Here is a 14,683-nt window from a genome sequence, read left to right on the forward strand (position 1 = left end):
GAGGCGGGTGCGGGCGGGGCCGGTCAGGAGGCGCGGGTCTGCGGGCCGTGGTGGATCTCCACGTCGCCGGAGTCCCCGAACGTCAGGCGGCAGGTGTCCGCGCGGTAGGTGGCGACGGAGAGGGCGGCGGTGCGGCCACCGGCGAGGTAGCGGGTGGTGACCACGAGGACGGGCGCGCCGGGGAGGCGGTCCAGTTCCTTCGCGTCGTCGGCGCCGGCCGAGCCCAGCTCGACGGCGCTCTCCCGGCGCTCCAGGTCGCCGCGCTGGAGCTCGCGCAGTACGGCACGCGCGCGGGCGGCGCCGGAGGGCGACTCGATGGCGGTGAGTTCGGGGACCGAGGCCGACGGGACGTAGAGCAGCTCCGCCGCGACGGGCTGGCCGTGTGTCACGCGGGAGCGGCGGACGGTGTGGACGGGCTCCTCGCGGCCGGTCCCGAGGGCGTCGGCGACGGCCGCGGGCGGGGCCGTCGGCGCGCAGTCGACGGGCTCCCAGGCGTCGTCGGCCGTGCCCGGCCAGGCGTGCTGTTCGGTGCCGACGGCGACGCCGACGCGTGGCGGGGCGACGGTCGTGCCGACGCCCCGGCGGCGCTGGAGGCGGCCTTCCAGTTCGAGCTGCTCCAGGGCCTGGCGGAGGGTCGCGCGGGCGACGCCGAAGCGGGCGGCGAGCTCGCGTTCGTTGGGCAGGACCTCGCCCACCGTGAACTCCGAGTCCAGGGCCTCGCTGAGTACGGTCCTGAGGTGCCAGTACTTCGGTTCCGGCACCGATTCCAACTGCGTGGTCCCCACCCTGTCCTCCGCAATCGCCGTGGTCCGGCGGCGTTTTGACGCCCTTGTTTATTAAAGGTTGTTGCAGTTCTCTGCGACCATAGGACGCCCCACCCCCTTGGTCAAGACCAATCTGGCTAGGTGAGGTCGGCCAGGGAGAGCAGTTTGTCGGGGTTGCGGATGATGTACACCGACTGGATGCGCCCGTCGGCCACCTCGATCTGGAAGACCGAGTCGGGCTTGCCGCCCGACAGGGCCAGCAGGGCCGGTCCGCCGTTGATCTCCAGGAAGCGGTAGGAGAAGTCCGGGACGCCCTTGCGGGCCGCGCCCTGGAGGAAGCGGGCCACCTTCTCGGAGCTCTCCAGCACGCGCAGGGGCGCCTTGGACTTGCCGCCGCTGTCGCCCACCAGCCGGACGTCCGGCGCGAGCAGCTCCATCAGCCCGGCCAGGTCACCGTCGGCCGCGGCGGCGAGGAAGCGCTCGGTGAGGTCGCGGCGCTGCGCCGGGTCCACGTCGTAGCGCGGGCGCCGCTCGTCGACGTGCTTGCGGGCGCGGCCGGCGAGCTGGCGCACCGCGGCCTCCCCGCGCTCCAGCATGGCGGCGATCTCCGCGTACGGGTAGCCGAACGCCTCCCTGAGCACGAACACCGCCCGCTCCAACGGCGACAGGGACTCCAGGACGACGAGGACGGCGAGGGACACGGAGTCGGCGAGGACGGCCCGCTCGGCGGTGTCGGGCACGGTGTCGCCGAAGTCGGTGACGTAGGGCTCGGGCAGCCACGGGCCGACGTACGTCTCGCCGCGCGACTTGATCTGGCGCAGCCGGTCGATGGCGAGGCGGGTGGTGACCCGCACCAGGTAGCCGCGGGGCTCGCGGACGGTGGAGCGGTCGGCGCCGGACCAGCGCAGCCACGCCTCCTGGACGACGTCCTCCGCGTCCGCCAGGCGGCCCAGCATGCGGTAGGCGACGCCCAGGAGGACGGGGCGGTGTGCTTCGAAGACGTCGGTCACGGTTTCGGTGGTCACCGCTCCATACCAGCGGACGTGTCCGGTCGTGTCCAGACGGGCCCGCCGGGGGCTACCCGTCGGTAGCTCTTACTGACAGGCTGTCTACGCAATGCCCCGACGTCCGCGTGTCCCGACAAGGAGCCCCATGTCCGCAACGCTCTCCTTCACGGCCCCCACCCCGCACGGTCCGCAGGACATCACCGTCGCCTACGCGCGCGTGGGCACCGGCGAGCCGCTGCTCCTGCTGCACGGCATAGGCCACCACCGGCAGGCCTGGGACCCGGTGGTCGACATCCTCGCCACCGAACGCGAGGTGATAGCCGTGGACCTGCCCGGGTTCGGGCAGTCGTCCGCGCTGCCGCAGGGGCTGCCGCACGACCTGCCGACCACGAACGCGGTACTCGGCGCCTTCTGCGCGACGCTGGGGCTGGACCGGCCGCACGTGGCGGGCAACTCGCTGGGCGGCCTGCTCGCCCTGGAGCTGGGCCGCCAGAACCTGGTGCGGTCGGTGACGGCCCTGTCCCCGGCGGGCTTCTGGACGCAGGCCGAGCGGCGCTACGCCTTCGGCGTGCTCATGGGGATGCGCCGGACCGCCCGGAGCCTGCCCCTCCCGCTGGTCGAGCGGCTGTCCCGCACGGCCGTCGGACGCACCGCGCTGACCAGTACGATCTACGCCCGCCCCGCCCGCCGCTCCCCCGAGGCCGTGGTCGCCGAGACGCTCGCGCTCGCGCACGCCGAGGGGTTCGCCGAGACGCTGCGGGCCGGACGGAGCGTGCTGTTCACCGACGACGTGCCCGGCATCCCCGTGACCGTGGCGTGGGGCGACCGGGACCGGCTGCTGCTCCCCCGGCAGGGCGTCCGCGCCAAGCACGCCGTCCCGCGGGCCCGCCTGGTGCGGCTGCGCGGCTGCGGTCACGTGCCGATGAACGACGACCCGGCGCTGGTGGCCCGCGTCCTGCTGGACGGCAGCCGCTCTCAGGAGGCGAGCGCCGCGAGCACTTCCTTCAGCACCGTCGGGTTGTAGGGCATGCTCGCGTGCGGTGTGCGGTCGTCCGGGTCGATGTCCTGGAGCACGATGTTCTTGACGTAGCGCCCCTCGGTCTCCTCCAGGGCACATGAGGTGTACGGGGTGACCACGTCGTCGTGCCGGGTGGCGATGACCGTGTGCCGGACGCCCTCCGTGGTCTCGCCGAGTTCGGCCAGCTCGCGCTGGAAGGGGTGGTCGTGCTGGAGCTGTGGCCAGGCCGGCACGACCTCCCCGACGGCGCCCTGTTCGAGGAGTTCCACCGCTCCGGGGATCTGGCGGGCCAGGTTGAGCAGTCCCTGCGCGGTGACTCCGTGGTTGCTGGGCGCGATGCCGACGAAGTTGTGCACCTTGGGCCCGCCGCCCAGCGCGTTGAGGTAGTACCGCGGCATCATGCCGCCCTGTGAGAAGCCGACGACGTCGATCTGCTGGGCGCCGGTGCGCCGCAGCACCTCGTCGACGAAGTCGGCGAGCTGCCGGGCCGAGTGCTTGATGTCGCCGAGTCCGAAGATCACGGGGTTGCCGTGCTGGCCGTAGTCGAGCCGGAAGACCCGGTGGCCGTGCTGCCGCAGCAAGGGTGCGGCGGAGGTCCACGTGTAGCCGCGGTTGCCGAAGGTGCCGTGCACCAGTACCACGGGGCGCGGATGCTCCTCGCCGGCCGGGACGTTCCAGTCGTCCTCGCCGGCCTGTACGTCGACGGTCGCGATGAGCTGTGCGGCGCCGACCTGTCCGAGGCCGGCCAGTCGGTGCGGGGATTCGGTGAGGTCCGTGGTGACGTCCTCGGAATTGACCCCCGGGATGCGGGGATTAGGGAAACTCACGACGCTCTCCCTGTCGTTGGGACGGCCCGCCGGGATCGCCGATGGGCACGCTGCGACTTCTCAGTCTCGCGTCCATCGAATTGCACAACGATCCCTCGTCCGAGGGAAAGAATTCCCTCTTTGGAGTCATTAGGGTCCGTTCTTTCGAATGCCTCACCCGGTCCGCCGGAAGGCGGCGCTGCGCAGCAGCCGCACGTACCAGCCGCATTCGACGGGACGGGCCACCCGCCCGGTCAGCGCCCGCTCGGCGCAGTCCATGCCGCGCTCGAACGCCGCGTCGTGCAACGGCCGGACGATCAGCGCCCAGGCCAGCCAGCGGACGCCGCGCGGGCGGACGACGAGGGTGTTGCGCAGCACCGTCCGCCCGTCGTCGAGACCTTCGAGGCTGAATTCGTGAAAGCCGTCGAAGCCCGGGGGGCCGGTGAAACGGCAGCGGACCCAGCGGCCCGGCACATAGTGGCTCACCACATACCGCACCGGTCCGTGGCCGCCGGACACACCGACGGTCAGCGGCCGTTCGAAACGCAGCGGTGGCCAGTCGGGCGGCCAGAGGCGGTCGTGCTCGCTGCCCAGCGAGTCGATCAGCGCGCCGACCCTGTCCGGTGGGACGGGCAGGGGGCGTTCATGCACGTTCAACACGGCGATCACGCGATTGATGATGCCCGCTCCGGTCATCTCGGGAAATCCGCCGAAGGGGCGGCCGCTACGCACCACCGGAGCGCGCATTCCGCACCGCGCGCCGTCGCCCGTACGCCAACGCGCGGGCGGTGGACGGGCGTTGCGGGTGGGGGGTGCGACGGCGCCCGAGCGTAAGCACAGATGAGACGGAAACCGCCGGTACGGCACGCAGTGAGGGGGAGACGGCCATGGCCGCAGGGACCGAGGTACCCGAGTCCGGTGACGAGGGGGCGAGTTGGCCCGCCGTCCCGCCCCAGGCGCTGCCCGGCGAGTGGCAGCCCCTGCTGGGGCGGCCCGCCCTGGCGGAACTGCTCGGACACCCCCTCGCGGGCGCCGCGCTCACCCGGATGCGCCGGCTGCCGCCGCGGGTCGCCCTGCACTCCCTGCGGACGTTCCTGCTGGCCGACGCCCGCGCGCGGGTGGACGGAACCGCCTACGACCGGGTCGGGCTGCTGGCCGCCGCGGCGTTCCACGACGCCGGGCTGGTGGGCCGCTCGCCACTCGGACGCGGCGGATTCCCGGGCCGGTCGGCCGAGTTGCTCGACCGCTTCCTGGCCGGCCATCAGGTGGGGGCGGCCCGGCGCGGGGCTCTGACCCGCGCGGTGCGTGAGCACATGCGGCCGTTTTTGGCGCGGGGGGCCGGGACGGAGGCGCGGCTGCTGCACTTCGGTGCGTGGCTGGACGTCACCGGGCGCGGCGAGCACCACGTGCCGGGAGACCGGCGGCGGCTGTCCGAGCTGGCGCCCACTCCCTGGTTCGCCGTCTCCTTCTCCGCCCGGGTCGCGGCCTGCGGGCTGCGCCGGGTGCTGCCCGCATCCCCGGCCACCCACCGGTGAGCGCGGAGCCGGGCAACTCGCTCTACCCGTCGCGAAAGGAACCGCAGACATGCAAGAGGACCAGCGTGTTTTCGACGTCGCCATCGTGGGTGGCGGCATCGGCGGGACGATGCTGGGGGCCATGCTCGCCCGCAACGGCGTGCGCGTGCTGCTGCTGGAGGGCAGCGGCCACCCCCGCTTCGCCATCGGAGAGTCCACCGTCCCCGAGACCACGTTCGGCCTGCGGGTGCTGGCCCGCCGCTACGGTGTCCCGGAGATCGAGCACCTGGCGACCAACGGGGCGCTGCGCCGCCACGTGTCGTCCAGCTGCGGGGTCAAGCGGAACTTCAGCTTCGTCTACCACCGGGAGGGCGAGCCGACCCGGCCCGACGAGTGCACCCAGTACCCCACCTGGGGTCCGCCGCTCGGCCCGGACTCGCACTACTTCCGGCAGGACGTGGACGCCTACATGTTCCACGTCGCGGTGTCCTACGGCGTCACCGCGTACACCCACACCCTCGTCGACGACGTGAAGTTCGAGGAGGACGGTGCCACCCTGGTCACCAGGGACCGGGGGAGCTTCCGGGCGTCGTACGTGGTCGACGCCGGCGGGATGCGCGCCGTGCTGCCCGAGCGGCTGGGGCTGCGGCAGGAACCGCCGTACCGCACCCGCTCGCGCACGATCTTCACGCACATGGTGGACGTGCGCCCCTTCGACACGGTGGCCCCGCCGCGCCGGGAGCACGGCATGCCCAGCCCGTTCAGCCAGGGCACGCTCCACCACATGTTCGAGGGCGGTTGGCTCTGGGTCATCCCGTTCGACAACCACTCGACCAGCACCAGCGAGCTGTGCAGCGTCGGCCTCAACCTCGATCTCGACCACCATCCCCGCCCCGACGACGTCCCGGCCGAGGAGGAGTTCTGGCGGCACGTGCGCCGGTTCCCCAGTGTGGCCCGGCAGTTCGACCGGGCGCGCGCGGTGCGGCCCTACGTGTCCACCGACCGCACCCAGTTCGCCTCGCAGAAGGTGGTCGGCGACCGCTGGTGCCTCCTGCCGCACGCCAGCGACTTCATCGACCCGCTCTTCTCCAGTGGCCTCGCGGTCACGGTGATGGCGCTCAACGCGCTCGGCCACCGCCTCATCGAGGCCGTGCGCCAGGACGACTTCGACACCGCCCGGTTCGCGTACCTGGACCACTGGACCAAGCGCATGTTCCGGTTCTACGACGACCTGGTGTCGTGCAGCTACATCGCGTTCGACGACTTCGAGCTGTGGAACGCGTGGAACCGGGTGTGGACGATCACCACGCTGTACGGGACGAACGCGCAGAACCAGGCCGCCGTGACCTTCGAGAAGACCGGGGACACCGCCTGCTTCGACGCCCTGGAACTGCCGCCCTACCGGGGCCTGCAGGGGGTCGACAACCCGTGGGTGCAACGGCTCTTCGACCAGGCGAGGGACGCGGTGCTCGCCTACCGCGCGGGCGACTCGACGAAGGAGCGGACCATCGCCCGCATCTACGAACTGCTGCGCGAGAGCGAGCTGTGCCCGGCCGTGTGGGGCACCCTCGACCCCGAAGACCGCTGCCCCGCGGGGGTGTTCACCCTGTGGCCGCTGATGAAGATCCTGCTGTGGGGCAAGTTCCGCTCGCCGCGGCACGTCCGCGGTTCCTACTTCACCGGCGGCGCGCGGCTGGTGGGCAAGGAGGCCGTCCAGGCGTACACCACCGAGCTGCGGGCCGGCGGCTCCCAGGTCCACCAGACGGTGCGGGACATGTGGGTCAACTGGAACCGGGACTGGGCACGGCGTCCGGCGCCGCGGAAATGAGCGCGAAGAATCATTCCTGCCGACCGGCGGAGGTACACATTCCGGTTTGCCGCTCCAGGGCCTCGGGTAGTAAAAGCACATGGCCGAGAAATAGAAACTCGGTCGCGATTTCCCCTGCTCAATCCGAGAGACAACGGGCTGCAATCCACAATGGCGCGACATTCCACTTGCCAATCGCCCGCTGAATGCTCCTGGGAAGAAATCTTCCAGCATCAGGACCGCCTCATGCGGTTGGTTCGGCGAAGACTGCCAAGTTTTCAGGACGCCGAGGACTGCGTTCAGGAAACCATGGCCCGCGCAGCCGCCCACGCCGCGTTGGACAGGAATCGACTCGGTGCCTTTCTGACGTCCGTGGCGCTTCGCCTCTGCATCGACTTCTACCGTGACATGGACCGTCGCAGCAGACTTCTCCAGCGCGCGGTCCTCCTGGACGCCTCCGGCACGACCGAGGAGGACGTCTGCGACAGGGACTTCGGCACATGGCTCCTGGCCCAGGTGCAACACCTGCGGGGGCGGGAGCAGGAAGTCATACTCGCCCGCTCAAAGGGAATTTCCACAGCGGAATTCGCCCGCATGCACAACATCTCCGTCAAGGCGGCCGAGGCCGCCTTCACCCGGGGCCGTGCACGGCTCAAGAACGTGTGCGCAAAGGCCCTGGAAGGCTGCATCCAGTAATCCATCGAGCGACAACTCCCCCATCGAAGAGAAACGGAAAGAGAGACCACCCATGTCCAACAACAAGAACATCCAGGACATTTTCAAGGACCTCGTCGGCAATATGGCCGACAGCGGGAAGGAGGCGTTCGACGACATTCTCAACCGCCCGGAGAAGTGCGGCTCGTCCCACTCCGGCAACCCCGTCGACACGCTGGCCGGGCTGCCCGCGAACGCCCTGGGCGCCCTGGCCGGCGCCGTCAACCCGGCGACCGCGCTGGCCGGTGCGGCGAACCCGCTGGCGGCCCTCGCGGGCGGTGTCGGCGGCCTGGCCGGCGCGGGCAACCCCCTCGCCGGGCTGGGCGCGGACGCCGCGACCCAGCTGGCCAACATCGCGAACGCGGCGCAGAACCCGCTGGCCGCCCTCACCGGCGCCGCGGGCAACCCGCTCGCGGCCGTCGCCGGGTCGGCCAACCCGCTCGCCGCGCTCAGCGGCGCGGGCAACCCGCTGGCGGCGCTGGGCGGTGCGGCGAACCCGCTGGCCGCCTTCGGCGGCGCGGCCGGCGCCCTCGGCGGGCTCGGTCAGCTCGCCGGAGGACTCGGGCACGCGGCGGGCGGGGTCGGCGACCTGATGTCGCTGCCGAGCCAGCTCACCCAGCTGCTCCACGTGCTGCCCAAGCTCATCGAGACCCTCCAGGGCCTGCAGAACCTCACCAACCTGCCGGCCCAGGCGGGACAGCAGGGTCTCGGCGCCCTCCAGGGCCTGACCGGCCAGCAGGGTGGCGGCGGCGCCTCCCAGGGCGGAAAGCCCTCGACGACCGGCTGACCGTCGCACCACCCTCCCGTCGTCCCACCGTTCCACCTTCAAGGAGGACACACGATGGCGTCTGTCGTCGGCGACCGGCTGCGTCTCGTGGTCAAGGTCCTGGGCAGCCTCGTTGCCGACGAGGTCGGACAGGCGACACGGCTGCGGAGGCGCACCCGACAGGACCTGCGGTCCCCGGCGGAGGCCACCGACGCCTCCGCCGGGTCCGAGCTGCGCCGTGCGAAGGCGGTGCGGCAGGCACTGGAGAGCCTGGGGCCGTTCTACGTGAAGCTCGGTCAGATCCTGTCCACGCGACCGGACATGGTGCCGCAGGCGATCCGCGAGGAGCTGCAGAACCTGCACGACCAGGTGGACATCCAGCCGTTCTCGGTGTTCGAGCCGGTGCTGGCGCACGACCTCGGGCCGGACTGGAAGCTGCGCTTCGACGACGTCGAGACCGTCGCCCCGCTCGGGGCCGCGTCCCTCGCCCAGGTGTACCGGGTGACCCTGCCCGGCGGGCGCCCGGCCGTGGTGAAGATCCAGCGGCCCGGCATCCGGGACGGCGTGCTGGCGGACATGGCCCTGATGCGCCGGGCGTCGAAGATCGTGGCCCGGGTGGCGCCCCGGTTCAACGAGGTCATCGACATCGAGGCGATGCTCGGCTCGGTCTTCGACGCCATGGAGCCCGAGCTGGACTTCAACGGCGAGGCCCGCAACATGGACGAGGCCCGCGAGCACGTCCGGCCCTTCCGCTCGCTGGAGGTGCCCCGGGTCCTGTACTCCAGCCCCCGGGTCCTGGTCCAGTCGCTGGCCGGCGGCAGGTCGGTACGGCACATCGACCGCGCCCACTTCACCGACGACGAACGCGTCGAGATCGGCAAGGACCTGCTGCGCTTCATGTACCACGGGTACTTCGTGCACCGCTTCTTCCACGCCGACCCGCACGCGGGCAACGTCTTCGCCGCCCCCGGCGGGCCCGCGACGCTGATCGACTGGGGCATGGTGGGCCGCCTGGACCGGCGCACCAGCCTGCAACTGCTGCCGCTGTTCATGACGTTGGCGCAGAACGACGGCGCGGGCCTGGCTCAGCACTGGGCGGAGATGGGCCGGATCACCCCGTGGGCCAACATGCCGGCGTTCGCCGCCGACATGGCGGCCTTCGTGCCCAAGGTCTCCCATCTGGCCCTGGAGGACATGAACTTCGGCGTCTCGCTCACCACCGTGCTGGCGAAGGCGACCAAGCGGGGCATCGGGTCACCGCCGTCCGTGTCGCTGCTGGGCAAGTCCTTCGCGAACCTGGACGGCTCGGTGCGCTGCCTGGCTCCGGAGATCACGCTGCCGGAGGTGTTCCAGGGCGAGGTGCCAAAGATCCTCTTCGCGCTGGGCCGCGAGTTCCTCGGCCGCAACCAGTTCGCCCGCAACTCCATGGAACTGCTGCTGGCCGCGGTCACCAGCCCCGACCAGGCCCGCGGAGTGCTGTCCGACATCGCCAACCGCCAGTTCGCGCTCAACATCCACGAGCCGCGTACCCCCGCCGCGATGGGGGGCCAGCGGCCTTCCCGCCCCTCCGGCGGACTGCTGGCCCTCGGCGCGCTGGCCGTGCTGCTCAGCCGCCGCCGGTCCTCCTGACCCCGCCCCGTCCGCCGTACCCGAACCCACCGACACGGAGGTTTCCCATGCCGGACCCCGCACGGCCCCAGCCCCCGCCCGCGCCGGGCGCCGCCCTGCCGGACGGGCTCTCGCGGGTCGCCCTCTGGACGGCGTCGGCCCACGCCCGGGAGTTCGGACGGTCCGCGCCGTACGTCCGCGACCCGTGGGCCGCCGACTTCGTCAGCGCGGCCGGCCTCACCGGCGGCCCCCCGGGCGACGGCCCGCTGCAACGGCTGCTGCCCGACTGGGCCGTGGTGCGCACCCACTTCTACGACGAGTTCCTGGTGGGCGCGGCCCGGGCCGGCTGCCGCCAGGTGGTGCTGCTCGGCGCCGGTCTGGACACCCGCGCGTTCCGCCTCGACTGGCCCACGGGGACACACGTCTTCGAGGTCGAGGATCCGGCGCTGCTGGCCTTCAAGGAGCACGTGCTGGACTGGGCAGCGCCGTCCTGCGGGCGCCGCAGCACCGTGGGGGCCGACCCGGCCGGACCGTCGTGGGGCGGGGAACTGCTCGCCGCGGGGCTGGATCCGCGGCGGCCCACCGCGTGGCTGTCCGAGACGTACCTGTACCACCTCCCGCCGCGCACGGTGGAGTCCGTCGTGCGCACGATGACGGAGCTGTCCGCGCCCGGCAGCGTCTTCGGCGCCGAGTGCGTGAACGCCGACGCCGCCTCGTCGTCGTTCGTGGCGCCGTTCCTGGACGCCCTGTCGGCGACCGGGATCTCCTGGCACTGGCAGCTCGCCGATCCGCGGGGCTGGTGGGCGCAGCAGGGCTGGGACGCCGAGGTCGCCGACCTGTTCACGCTGCCGTACGTGGTGCAGCGGCTGGCGCCCTACCTGCCACTGCTCACCGAGGCCGCGGCGAAGTGCGTGTTCCTGACGACGGGGACGCTGCACGAGCGCTGACCGGCGGGCGCACGGCGAGGGCCCCGGGCACACGCCGCCCGGGGCCCTCGCCCTGCCGCGTGCCGCTACGGCCGTTCCAGTTCCAGCAGCGCCGCGAGCCACAGGTCCGGGAGGGCGTCGGCACTCGTCAGGGCCTCGTCGTGGATCACCGCGAGGCAGGCGGTGTCGTGCTGGAGCGTCAGGGTGGTGAGGCAGCGGATGCCGGCGCCGAGCCCGGAGTAGACGACGGACCGGCGGGCGGGGTTGCCCTGGTGGACGAGGGCGCTGCCGAAGTCGACGCTGCTCACCGGACCGGCGACGGAACGGCCGTTGACCATCCGGGTGCCGACCCGGGCGCCGATGCCTCGTGGGCCGGCCGTCAGCAGCAGCCGCAGGGCGTCGCGCTGCCGGCCGGTGCGCAGGGTGTCGGTGCGGGCGACCACCCGGGTCAGGGCGTGGAGCGGGGACGGCGCGTCGCAGGGCAGCAGGACGCGGGCGACGACGAGCCGGTTGCCCGGCGCGTACTCCTCGCCCCGGGGCCGCACCGACATCGGGACCGCGACCGGCAGCGGGGGGTGGGCGGCGCCGGTGCTCTTCCGGTGCCAGGTGCCGATCGCGTGGGCGAGCGCGGCGAGGAAGATGTCGTTCACCGTGGCGCCGTGCGCGCGGCCGACGGCCCTCAGCCGGGCGACCGGGACGACGGCCTGGCACAGGGTGGTCCGACCGCTCACCGGTACGTCGAAGGCGGGCTTGTCGCTGGCGCGGAAGGAGGCCGCCATGTCGCCGAGGGCCCCGGCGAGTCCGGCGGGCGCCGGTGTGCGGGGGCGATACGCCGGCGGCCCGCCCGCGGGGTGGTCGTCGAGCAGGGCCCGGGCGGTGTGCGCGGCACCCACGCCGTCCTGCAAGGTGTGGTCGGTGCGGTAGCACAGGCTGTGTCCGCCGGTGGGGCCGTGCACCAGCCACACGTCCCAGGGCGGACGGCCGTCGCCGCCCATGGGCCGGGAGAGCATCAGCCGTCCGGCGCCCGCGCCGTCGTCGTCCCCGGGCAGCCAGGCCTCGTGCACGTGCCGTTCGACGTCGATCCCGTCGACCCGGGAGAAGGTGCGGCTCTGCCGCGCGATGCGGTAGCGCAGCGCCGGGATGCGGGCGGCCCGTTCGGCGACCCGGGCGCGGACCGAGTCCAGGGTGGGCGCCCGGCCGGAGAACCCGAACAGGAAGCCGGCCGGCAGCGGTCTGCCGCCCATGGCCAGGTGGTAGGCGACGTCGGCGGTGCCCATGGGCAGGGATGCCGGCAGGGCGTCGTGGGCGCGGGGACGGGGGTCGTGCATCGGGAACCTCTCGTTCGGTTGCGGGACATGGCTACCGCGCCGGACCGGCCCGTCAGCACGCGTACCGCGCGACACGCCCGAGCGTGTCCACGTACCCGCGCAGCACGAACCGGCCGCCGGGCCCGCCCACGGGCAGACGGGGGGCCCGGGAGCGGTGCCACGGCAGCGGTTCGCCGGGGTCCGGCTCGCCCAGCAGGCCGGCGGCCACGTGCGCTCCGTGCGCCACGGACAGGGCGAGGCCGTGGCCGCAGCAGCCGCCGACGTACCAGACGTCGGGCAGGCCCTGGACCGGCCCGACCACCGGCAGGTCGTCGCCGGTCATGCCGATCCGGCCGGACCAGCGGTGGGTGACCCGGATCCGGGCGAGGCCGGGGTGCAGGGACCGCAGCCATCCCTCCAGCCGGGCCCAGGCGCGCTCACGGAGCGCCTGGAGCCGCGGAGCGCCGAGCCCGGCCGGGACGGTGGCGGTGCCGCCGCCCGCGACCAGTCCCCGGTCCGGCAGCAGCCGGAAGTACGGGGCCAGCGGCACGGCGTCGACGACGGCGTGGCCCGCGCGCCCGCCCAGCGCCTCGTACGCGGTGTGGCTCAGCGGCTCGGTGGCGACGGCGTACACCTCCAGCGGCAGGACCGTGCCGACCGGCAGGTCCAGTGCCTGGGCGGCGGAGTTGACGGCGAGCACCGCCTGCCCGGCGTAGAGCCGGCCGTGCGGGAAGACCAGCTCCGGGCCGACCAGGTCGCCCGGGCGCACGGCCAGCAGCGGGCTGCGGCCGTAGAACCGCACCCCCTTCTCGGCGCAGGCTCGGGCGAGGGCGCAGGTCAGCGCGGCCGGGTCGAGCGTGGCGGCGGGCCGGTGCAGGAGCGCCGCCCGGTAGGGCACGCCGACGCGTTCGCGGATGCCGGCCGGGGTGAGGACCGGCATGTCCAGGCCGAGTTCGCGGGCGGCGCGGGCCTGGCGGGCGAGTGCCACCAGGCCCGCCGGGGAGCGTGTGGCGATGAGCTGGTCGCCGGGGCGCGGCGCACAGGGCACGTCCAGCCGCGCGCACAGGTCGAGGACGTCCCGCACCGCCCGCTCACCGGCGCGGTGCATGCGGCGCGCGGCGCGCGGGCCGAACCGCTGCACGGCTCGGTCGAGGGCGGGTCCGGCGCGCGGGCCGAGCAGGCCGGTGCCCCGGCCGCTGGCCCCGGCGGCGGGCTGCGCGGCGTCCACCACGGCGATGTCGAGGCCGGGCGCGCGCTCCGCGAGGTGGTAGGCGCAGGACAGTCCGGCCAGACCGGCCCCGACGACGGCCACGTCCGCGGTGACCACGCCGTGCAGCTGGGGGTGGGACGGCAGTTCCGCCGGGGCCCAGCGCGGCGTTCCGGCCGGCATCCCGGTCATCCGGCGGCGTCCGGGACCGGATCGGTCAGCGCGCCGAACCGGCGGTCGTGCCACAGCAGCGGGCGGCCGGCGCCCACGTGCACGGCGGCTACCCGGCCGACGACGAGGTGGTGGTCGCCGTAGCGGCGTACGTCCTCGGTGAGACACACCGACCAGGCGAGCGCCCCGGCCAGCACCGGGACGCCCAGGACCTGCCGGGTGTCGGTGCCGGCGAACCGCTCGGCCGCGGTGGTCGTCGGTGAGGCGAACCGGCCCGCCAGGTCCTGCTGTTCCTCGCGCAGCAGGTGCACGGCGAAGGCCCGGCGTGCGCGGACGGCGGCGAGGGTGCGGGAGCCGTCGCGCAGACAGGCCAGGAGCAGTGGCGGGCGGGCGGAGAGCGAGGTGACGGCGGAAACCGTCATGCCGAGCGGTCCGTCCTCGCCGCGGGCGGTCACGACGGTCACTCCGGCGGCCAGCTTCGCGTACAGGCCGAGGCAGCGGACGGCGCCGGGTCCCGGCTCCTCGTGGAGGGGGTCCGCGGGCCGCTCGGCCGTCCGGTCAGCGACGAGCCGCAGCCGCGCGTTCATCGATCACCTCCGCGTCCGCCAGGCCCCGCAGCACCCGGGCGATGTTGGCCCGTACCGTCGACTCGGCCACCGGGTCGAGGATCTCGGCGAGGGACGGGATGCCCAGGTCGAAGGCGGCGGTGAAGACGACGAGCGTGCCGCCGTCCCGCGCCTCGCAGCGCCAGCTCCCCTCGAAGGTCTGGAAGTCGCCGCTGAGCTGTTCGAAGGTGAGGGAGTACGTCTCGGGCGAGTAGGTGTCGCGTTCCCGCCACCGCATGAGGCCGCCCCGGAACTCGACGGTCCAGTCGGAGACGGTGGAGCCGTCGGGCAGCGGCGGTTCCACCCGCACCTCGCGGAAGGTGGCGCTGTACTCGGGGTAGCGGGGGAAGTCGCTGATGCGGCGGTAGACCTCGGCGGGTGCCAGGCCGTCGGCGAGGGCGTGCAGGACCACGTGGCGCATGGGTGGGTCGGTTCCTTCCCGGAGGGTTCGCGGACGCGGGGG

At 73.3% G+C, this 14,683-nt stretch carries 15 protein-coding genes; 7 read left to right on the forward strand and 8 right to left on the reverse strand.

Annotation, left to right across the window (positions count from 1 at the left end):
- Positions 1–23: 23 nt before the first annotated feature.
- Both OIE75_RS05600 and OIE75_RS05605 read right to left on the reverse strand, forming a co-directional pair.
- Positions 24–785, reverse strand: a complete 762-nt coding sequence (locus OIE75_RS05600; RefSeq protein WP_307010166.1) for a GntR family transcriptional regulator — start codon at positions 783–785, stop codon at positions 24–26.
- Positions 786–901: 116 nt separating this feature from the next.
- On the reverse strand, positions 902–1,789 hold the full coding sequence (locus OIE75_RS05605) for an RNA polymerase sigma-70 factor (protein WP_329469777.1): 888 nt from the start codon (positions 1,787–1,789) through the stop codon (positions 902–904).
- A gap of 127 nt (positions 1,790–1,916) precedes the next feature.
- On the opposite strand from OIE75_RS05605, the gene OIE75_RS05610 reads away from it, so the two are divergent.
- On the forward strand, positions 1,917–2,795 hold the full coding sequence (locus tag OIE75_RS05610; protein ID WP_329469778.1) for an alpha/beta fold hydrolase: 879 nt from the start codon (positions 1,917–1,919) through the stop codon (positions 2,793–2,795).
- Here OIE75_RS05610 and OIE75_RS05615 read toward each other — a convergent pair.
- Together OIE75_RS05615 and OIE75_RS05620 are read right to left on the reverse strand one after the other, a co-directional pair.
- Entirely contained in the window at positions 2,747–3,616 is an 870-nt protein-coding gene (locus tag OIE75_RS05615) for an esterase/lipase family protein (RefSeq protein WP_329469779.1), read from the reverse strand. The two genes, OIE75_RS05610 and OIE75_RS05615, sit on opposite strands and share 49 nt — an antisense overlap.
- Positions 3,617–3,769: 153 nt before the next feature.
- Positions 3,770–4,264, reverse strand: coding sequence for an SRPBCC family protein (locus OIE75_RS05620; RefSeq protein ID WP_307010172.1), 495 nt, complete (start codon positions 4,262–4,264; stop codon positions 3,770–3,772).
- A 218-nt stretch (positions 4,265–4,482) separates the two neighbouring features.
- On the opposite strand from OIE75_RS05620, the gene OIE75_RS05625 reads away from it, so the two are divergent.
- The 6 genes from OIE75_RS05625 (at position 4,483) to OIE75_RS05650 (ending at position 10,951) form a co-directional block, all read left to right on the forward strand.
- The gene (locus tag OIE75_RS05625) at positions 4,483–5,130 is read left to right on the forward strand and encodes a hypothetical protein (protein ID WP_307010174.1); all 648 of its coding nucleotides are present in this window, start codon (positions 4,483–4,485) and stop codon (positions 5,128–5,130) included.
- A 49-nt stretch (positions 5,131–5,179) separates the two neighbouring features.
- Positions 5,180–6,937 carry an NAD(P)/FAD-dependent oxidoreductase gene (locus OIE75_RS05630; RefSeq protein WP_329469781.1) on the forward strand — a complete coding sequence of 586 codons (1,758 nt, stop codon included), beginning with the start codon at positions 5,180–5,182 and terminating at the stop codon, positions 6,935–6,937.
- 150 nt (positions 6,938–7,087) lie between these two features.
- A complete protein-coding gene (locus OIE75_RS05635; protein WP_307010177.1) occupies positions 7,088–7,612 on the forward strand; it encodes an RNA polymerase sigma factor in 525 nt (174 codons plus the stop codon).
- Between the two features lie 52 nt (positions 7,613–7,664).
- A complete protein-coding gene (locus OIE75_RS05640) occupies positions 7,665–8,417 on the forward strand; it encodes a hypothetical protein (RefSeq protein WP_329469782.1) in 753 nt (250 codons plus the stop codon).
- A gap of 54 nt (positions 8,418–8,471) precedes the next feature.
- Entirely contained in the window at positions 8,472–10,025 is a 1,554-nt protein-coding gene (locus tag OIE75_RS05645; RefSeq protein WP_307010181.1) for an ABC1 kinase family protein, read from the forward strand.
- Between the two features lie 47 nt (positions 10,026–10,072).
- On the forward strand, positions 10,073–10,951 hold the full coding sequence (locus tag OIE75_RS05650) for an SAM-dependent methyltransferase (protein WP_329469783.1): 879 nt from the start codon (positions 10,073–10,075) through the stop codon (positions 10,949–10,951).
- Positions 10,952–11,016: 65 nt separating this feature from the next.
- Here OIE75_RS05650 and OIE75_RS05655 read toward each other — a convergent pair whose 3' ends face one another.
- From OIE75_RS05655 to OIE75_RS05670, 4 genes are read right to left on the reverse strand one after another with little or no spacing between them, the layout of a single operon-like run.
- Entirely contained in the window at positions 11,017–12,258 is a 1,242-nt protein-coding gene (locus OIE75_RS05655; protein ID WP_329469784.1) for a wax ester/triacylglycerol synthase domain-containing protein, read from the reverse strand.
- A 52-nt stretch (positions 12,259–12,310) separates the two neighbouring features.
- The gene (locus OIE75_RS05660) at positions 12,311–13,636 is read right to left on the reverse strand and encodes an NAD(P)/FAD-dependent oxidoreductase (RefSeq protein WP_329469785.1); all 1,326 of its coding nucleotides are present in this window, start codon (positions 13,634–13,636) and stop codon (positions 12,311–12,313) included.
- Positions 13,633–14,202, reverse strand: coding sequence for a flavin reductase family protein (locus OIE75_RS05665; protein WP_329469786.1), 570 nt, complete (start codon positions 14,200–14,202; stop codon positions 13,633–13,635). Before OIE75_RS05665 ends, OIE75_RS05660 begins: the two co-directional genes overlap by 4 nt.
- Positions 14,174–14,641: an aromatase/cyclase gene (locus OIE75_RS05670; RefSeq protein WP_125492008.1), complete on the reverse strand. Its 468-nt coding sequence runs from the start codon at positions 14,639–14,641 to the stop codon at positions 14,174–14,176. The genes OIE75_RS05665 and OIE75_RS05670 overlap by 29 nt, the downstream gene beginning before the upstream one ends.
- Positions 14,642–14,683: the final 42 nt, after the last annotated feature.

It is taken from the genome of Streptomyces sp. NBC_01723 (assembly GCF_036246005.1).
GTDB lineage: Bacteria > Actinomycetota > Actinomycetes > Streptomycetales > Streptomycetaceae > Streptomyces.

Excerpts from the sequence above, each read along its gene's own strand:
- OIE75_RS05635 (WP_307010177.1), top strand. The coding sequence starts at position 7,088 with ATGGCGCGACATTCCACTTGCCAATCGCCCGCTGAATGCTCCTGGGAA.
- OIE75_RS05650 (WP_329469783.1), top strand. The coding sequence starts at position 10,073 with ATGCCGGACCCCGCACGGCCCCAGCCCCCGCCCGCGCCGGGCGCCGCC.
- OIE75_RS05640 (WP_329469782.1), top strand. The coding sequence starts at position 7,665 with ATGTCCAACAACAAGAACATCCAGGACATTTTCAAGGACCTCGTCGGC.
- OIE75_RS05655 (WP_329469784.1), bottom strand. The coding sequence starts at position 12,258 with ATGCACGACCCCCGTCCCCGCGCCCACGACGCCCTGCCGGCATCCCTG.
- OIE75_RS05630 (WP_329469781.1), top strand. The coding sequence starts at position 5,180 with ATGCAAGAGGACCAGCGTGTTTTCGACGTCGCCATCGTGGGTGGCGGC.
- OIE75_RS05645 (WP_307010181.1), top strand. The coding sequence starts at position 8,472 with ATGGCGTCTGTCGTCGGCGACCGGCTGCGTCTCGTGGTCAAGGTCCTG.
- OIE75_RS05625 (WP_307010174.1), top strand. The coding sequence starts at position 4,483 with ATGGCCGCAGGGACCGAGGTACCCGAGTCCGGTGACGAGGGGGCGAGT.
- OIE75_RS05670 (WP_125492008.1), bottom strand. The coding sequence starts at position 14,641 with ATGCGCCACGTGGTCCTGCACGCCCTCGCCGACGGCCTGGCACCCGCC.
- OIE75_RS05665 (WP_329469786.1), bottom strand. The coding sequence starts at position 14,202 with ATGAACGCGCGGCTGCGGCTCGTCGCTGACCGGACGGCCGAGCGGCCC.
- OIE75_RS05660 (WP_329469785.1), bottom strand. The coding sequence starts at position 13,636 with ATGACCGGGATGCCGGCCGGAACGCCGCGCTGGGCCCCGGCGGAACTG.
- OIE75_RS05610 (WP_329469778.1), top strand. The coding sequence starts at position 1,917 with ATGTCCGCAACGCTCTCCTTCACGGCCCCCACCCCGCACGGTCCGCAG.